3 protein-coding genes are annotated in these 6,109 nt (G+C 76.9%); 2 read left to right on the forward strand and 1 reads right to left on the reverse strand.

All coding sequences use genetic code 11. The features are described from left to right. The coding region (locus tag AB0L40_RS25775) for a SpoIID/LytB domain-containing protein (protein WP_364361339.1) at positions 1–1,375 on the reverse strand (1,375 nt) is incomplete at its 3' end. Between the two features lie 318 nt (positions 1,376–1,693). Between AB0L40_RS25775 and AB0L40_RS25780 the strand changes: the two genes are divergently transcribed. Beyond that, positions 1,694–3,643, forward strand: a complete 1,950-nt coding sequence (locus AB0L40_RS25780) for a glycoside hydrolase family 2 TIM barrel-domain containing protein (RefSeq protein WP_364361341.1) — start codon at positions 1,694–1,696, stop codon at positions 3,641–3,643. Positions 3,644–3,872: 229 nt separating this feature from the next. Next, positions 3,873–6,109: AAA family ATPase (locus AB0L40_RS25785; RefSeq protein ID WP_364361343.1), on the forward strand; the 2,237-nt coding region annotated here is incomplete at its 3' end.

Genomic DNA, 6,109 nt, shown 5'->3' on the forward strand with positions numbered 1-6,109 from the left:
CGGCACCTCCGGCCCCGGCCGGCGTCGGCGCGCCCGGGGTCGTGACCGCGTCCGGCCCGCCGGTCTGGAACTCCACGACGACCCCGAGGCCCGCGGCGGCGGTCAGGACCTGCGGGTCGCGGGCCCGCCGGCGCTGCTCGGCCCGCGCGGCCGCGGCCGCGCGGAAGGCGGCGGCCGCCCGGCGCTCGGCCGCGGTGGGGCCCGCCTTCAGGCAGCCCGAGATCGACGCGTTGGCGAACGTCGCCCAGCGGTCGGGCAGGTCGAACGCCCGCTGGAGCTGCTCGCCGGTGACGTCGGCGGTGCCCGTCGTGCCGGTCACGCGGGCGCGGAGGATGCGCGGCGAGTCGCCGCGCTCCAGGACGTCGATCCGCCGCAGCGCCCCGACGCGGAAGCGGGCCGTCCGGGCGTCCGCCGACGCGGCGGTGAACGAGCGGACCCAGCGGTGCAGCTCGACGTCGCCCTCGTCCGGGTCGGGGACGCTCTGCAGCCACGAGCGGGGCGCGCCGCCGAAGACCTTGTCGGCGTCCTCGGTCCGCCCGCCGCTGGTGGAGAAGAAGTACGTGATGACGGGCGTCCCGTTCAGCGTCACGACCTGGCCGCGGGTCGCCGCGACGGCGGCGTCGCCCTGCGGCGACTCGCCCGCGATCCCCGTGTAGACCTGCGATCGCGTGTCGGGCCACTGGTCGAACGCCCGGCCGCCGACCGCGTTGGTGATCGCGTAGGTGCGCGCCACGATCGCCTGCGCCTGCAGGGCGGCGGCGGGGAAGTCCGCCGGGGACTCCTCGGTCACGACGCCGCGCAGGTAGTCCTCGATGTCCAGCTCGTTGACGACCACGACGTCCTTCGGGCCGTCCGGCAGCACGTCGATCCGGCCGCGGTAGGACCCGTCCTGCACGCCGTCGGCGGACCTCCCCGCGACCCGGAGGATCCCGGCGTTCCCGGGGACGACCGCGACGCCCGACGTGGACCGGCCGAGCCGCTTCTTCCTCCCGATCTCGCGGATCTCGATGCCCGCGGCCTTGCGGATCAGCCGGTAGGAACGGGTCGTCTTCGTCTGCAGGCCGCCGACGGAGACCGCTCCGGAGATCGTCGTCTCGCGGGCGCCCCACTGCAGGGCGACGCGGACGGTCCGGCTCGCGGCGGCGGAGCGCTGCAGGCTCGTGCCGCGGTAGTAGTGGCGCAGGATCTGGCGCGGGGAGCGGCCCTTGGCGGCCATCCCGGCCGCGCCGTACTGGCTGAGGCCGACCCCGTGGCCGAAGCCCGCGCCGGTGACGACCACGCGCTCGGCGGCGCCGGCGGGGGCGGCGCCCAGGGCCATCAGCGCCACGCCGAGTCCGGCGGCCACGAGACCCGGGGCGACGCGCCGCGTGGCCACGGGGCCGGCTCCCGCGACCGGCGTCGCGCGCGGGACCTGCCCGCGCCGCGTCGGCCCGCCGGTCGGCCACGTGGCCCGCGCGCGAGCCCTCGTCCCCGCCCGTCCTGTCCGTCGCCCGCCGTGCCGCATCGAACGCGCACCGTAGCGGCCGCGAGCGCCCCGGCGCCGCACCTCGGCGGGCCTCTCCCGGCGCCGTGGCGCGGCGGTGCGGCCGCGGCGTTGCGGGTCCGGCACCACCGGCACCACCCGCGGGACGCTCCGCTACCCTCCGACCTTCGCGCGGGCGGCCGTCCACCTCTCCCCGCCGAGTCCCCTCTCGTGTCATTCGCGCCTCGTCGGTCCCTGCTCATCCTCGTGCCCCTGGCCGTCGTCGCCGCGGTGCTCGCGCTGCTGCTGCTCCCAGGCGGCCCGAGCACCAGCCACGCGGCCGGCACGGACGCCGAGCCGACGAAGCCGATCACGATCAGCGGCCCGTTCGGCCGGATCGCCCTCAGCGGCCCCTGGACCTACGCCTCGGACCCCCAGGACCAGGGCACCACCAAGCAGTGGCAGAAGGGCGGGTTCACCGGCAAGGACGTCACGATCCCGTACGTCCCGAACGCCGGGCGGATCACCGGCGCGGCCGGCGTCGTCAGCCACCGCGGGTCGGTCGGGTGGTACCGGACGACGGTGAACGTCGACGCCGCGGGCCAGTACGCGATCGCCTTCGGGTCCGTCAACCACAAGGCGACCGTCTGGGTCGACGGCAAGCAGGTCACGACCCACACCGGCGAGTTCCTGCCGTTCGAGGCCCGGACGACCCTGAGCGCCGGCGCGCACACGCTCGTCGTCCGCGCCGACTGGCGCGACCCCGAGAAGATGAAGGCCGACGGCTGGCACCGGCTGTGGTTCAACTTCGGCGGGATCAACCGCGAGGTCACGATCCGCAAGCTCGGCCCGAGCGAGGTCCAGGCCCCGTACGTCACCACGACGCTGGTCGGCGGCGCGGCGAAGGTCCGCGTCTCCGCCGTGGTCGTCAACCGCAGCGTCGAGCGCGACATCAGCCTGGTCGCCCTGCTGCGCCGCGACGGCCAGGACGTGCCGATCACCTTCCCGAAGGTCCACCTGAAGGCCCGGGCGTCGCAGCGGGTCCAGACCGAGGTGACGGTGAACGACCCGGCGCTGTGGGCCCCGGGCTCCCCGAACCTCTACGACCTGACGCTGACCGTCCCGAACGAGAGCGCGTACCAGACGCGGATCGGCCTGCGACAGGTCGAGAAGCGCGGCCGCGAGATCTTCCTCAACGGCAAGCGGATCACCCTGCGCGGCGCCTCGATCCACGAGGACGCGCCGGGCTACGGCACCGGCCTGCACGCCGAGCAGATGGACGCCCTGGTCGGCGACCTGAAGACGATCGGCGCGAACGCCACGCGCGCGCAGCACCCGCTGTCCCCGGCGCTGCTGGAGCGCCTGGACGCCGCCGGCATCATGATCTGGCAGGGCGTCGGCCCGACGGACTCCCCGGGCTCGTGGAAGAGCGACACGCCGGCGAAGGCCGCGGTCGCCCGCCAGCGCGTGCAGACGACGCTCGACGAGCAGCAGACGCACCCGTCGATCATCGTCTGGAACCTCGTCAACGAGATCGCCCGCAACGGCAACACCGGCGGCCAGGTCCCGTACATCCGCGAGACGTCGGCGAGGCTCAAGCGCGAGGACCCGGGCCGCCTGACCGCGCTCGACGTCTGGGCGACGCCCGTGAACTACACGGACGCCAACCCGGTGGAGGGCGCACGCGTCCCGGAGAAGATGGGGTCCGTCTACGACCACATCGACGCGATCGGGATCACGAGCTACCAGGGCTGGTACAGCGACCCGGGCAAGCCGATGTCGTACCTGAAGACCAGCATCCAGAAGTTCTCCGGCGCCGTGAAGAAGGTCTTCGCCGGCAAGGCCCTGGTGCTCACCGAGTTCGGCGCGGAGGCCAACGGCGAGAACCCGACGACCCGCCCCGGCGGCTACGCGTACCAGGCCAACCTGCTGAAGACGACGATCGACACGTACGCGAGCGACCCGGACTTCTCGGGCGAGATCGTCTGGAACCTGCGCGACTTCGGCGTGGCCCCGACCTTCATCGGCGGCTCGATCCGCACGAAGTACAAGGGCACGATCCGCCTGGTCCGCGGCCTGAACCAGAAGGGCCTCTTCACCTACAACGGCCGGCCGAAGCCGTCCGTCGGCCCGGTCAAGGCGGCGCTCGCCCGCGCGGCCGTCGACGCCGAGCGGCGCTGAGGGCGCGCCGCCCCGTCGGACGACGAGGCGGCGTAGGACCGCACGTCCTGTCGGCCGGCGCGGTCGCGCCGGCCGCGGCGGGGCGCCGCGGTCGGACGACGGCGCGAACGGGCTGCTCCTGGTCGGAGCCGGCCAGCGCCTGCACCCCGGGCCCGGGGTTGGTGACGACCTGGCCCTCGGCGTGGGCGGCCGGGGCGCCGCCCGGCCTTCCGCGGCTTACGATGCGGTCGTGCACGGTGCAGACCTCCCCCTGATCGGCCGCGCCCCGGAGCTCGAGCGGGTGAGCACCCTCGTCGAGGCGGCCGTCGCGGGCCGCAGCGGCGCGCTCGTCGTCTCCGGCGTCGCCGGGATCGGCAAGACCGCGCTGCTGGACGCCGCGGGCGCCCTCGCGCGGGAGCGTGGCCTGACGGTCCTGCGGGCCCGCGCGCCCGAGGCCGAGCAGGGCCACGCGTTCGCCGGCCTGCGCGAGCTGCTGTCCCCCGCCCTCGGGCTCCTGCCCCGGCTGGACCCCCACCACGCGGTCGCGCTCGAGGTCGCGCTCGGCCTGCGCGACGGCGCGCCGCAGGCCGTCTTCGCGGTCTCGATCGCGCTCCTCGCGCTGCTCGAGGCCGCCGAGGAGGACGGCCTGCTCGTCCTCCTCGACGACGTCCAGTGGCTCGACGACGGGTCGTTCGAGGCCGTCGTCTTCGCGATCCGCCGCCTGCACGCCGAGGGCGTCGCGGTCCTCCTGGCGTCCCGGCCCGAGCCCGACCGCGGCCTGCGCGAGCGCGGGCTCGAGCACCTCGAGCTCTCCGGCCTGCCCGCGGACGAGGCCCGCGCCCTGGCCGGCCGCGCGGGCGGCGGGATCGCCGCGCTGCCGCTCGAGCAGCTCGTCGCCGCGGTCGAGGGGCACCCGCTGGCGCTCGTCGAGCTCGCGTCGTCCCTGACCCCCGACCAGCGCGCGGGCGTCGCGCCGCTGGCCGAGCCGCTGCGGCCCGGCCCGGCGGTCGAGCGGGCGTTCCGCGGCCGGCTCGACGCGCTGCCCGCCGCCACGGGCGACGCCCTGGCCGTCGCGGCCGCCGACGAGCACGTGTCCCGCGCCGAGGCCGCGGACGCGATCCGCCGCCTCGGGCTCCCCGGCGACGCGCTGGACGCGGCGCAGCGCGCGGGGATCCTCGAGCGCGACGGCGTGCGCTGGCGCTTCCGTCACCCGCTGCTGCGCGCGACCGCCTACCACCGGGTGCCGCTCGAGCGGCGCCGCGCCGCCCACCGTGCCCTGGCGGAGGACGCCGGACCGGAGCGCCGCGCCTGGCACCGCGCGGCCGCGAGCGACGGGCCCGACGAGGCCGTCGCCGGCGAGCTCGAGGCCGTCGCGGGTGCCGTCACCGCCCGCGGGGCGCTCGGCTCCGCCGCCGAGCTGCTGTCGCGCGCCGCCGAGCTGAGCCCCGACGCCCACGATCGCGGCCGCCGGCGCGTCGCCGCGGCCGCGATCCTCGCGGCGATCGGCGACCCCGCTCGCGGGCTGCCGCTCGTGGCCGCCGCGCTGGCCGAGGCGCCCGACGACCCGCTTCTGCGTGCCGACCTCGGGCGCGTGCACGGCATGCTGCTCGCCCGCGGCGGCCGGCTCGAGGAGGGTCTGAGGATCGTCGGGGACGCGGCCGAGGCGGTGGCGCCGCTGGATCCGGCGCGCGCCGCGGAGATGCTCCTGGAGGCCGCCCCGGGGTACTGGATGCCCGGCCACTTCGACCGGATGGCCGAGATCGCCGCGCGCGTCGGCGAGCTGGCCGGCGACGAGCTCCCCGGCCACGCCGACGTCGCGGGCCTCGTCCGGGCGCTCGTGCTCGCGCTCACCGGCCGCCCGGGCGAGGCCGTCTCCGCGCTGCGGAGCCACGCCGGGGTGCTGGAGCGGGGCGACGTCCCGAACGCCGGGACCGAGATGCTCTCCACCCCCGCGCACGTGGCGGTCTGGACGGAGCACGACGACCTCGCCGAACGGATCCTCTCGCGCCAGCTCGCCGCCGGCCGGGCCCGGCGGGCCCCCGGGGAGCTGATCTACCCGCTGGCCGTACAGGGTGAGCTGGCGCTGCGCACCGGGCGCCTCGGCCCGGCCGTGGCGGCCGGCACCGAGGCGGTGACCCTCGCGCTGGACGCGAACGTGCCGATCCTCCTGGCGCCGGCCGGCGGCCTGCTCGCCCAGACCGAGGCGGCCCTCGGCCGGGAGGGCGCGTGCCGCGAGCACGCCGGGATGTCGCTGCAGATCTGCGCCCTGGTCGACGGCGCGTCGATGGGGCTCTCGCCGCGCTCGGCGCTGGGGCTCCTCGAGCTCGGGCTGGGCCGCCCGGACGAGGCGCTGCCGTGGCTCGAGGCCTGTGCCGCCGACAGCGCGCGGATCGGCATGCGCGAGCCCAACATGGTCCGCTGGCACGCCAACCGCGTCGAGGCGCTCGTCCGCCGCGGCCGCGGCCGCGCCGGCCCCCCCGCGCGAGA

Source organism: Patulibacter sp. NPDC049589 (assembly GCF_040675535.1).
Lineage (GTDB): Bacteria > Actinomycetota > Thermoleophilia > Solirubrobacterales > Solirubrobacteraceae > Patulibacter.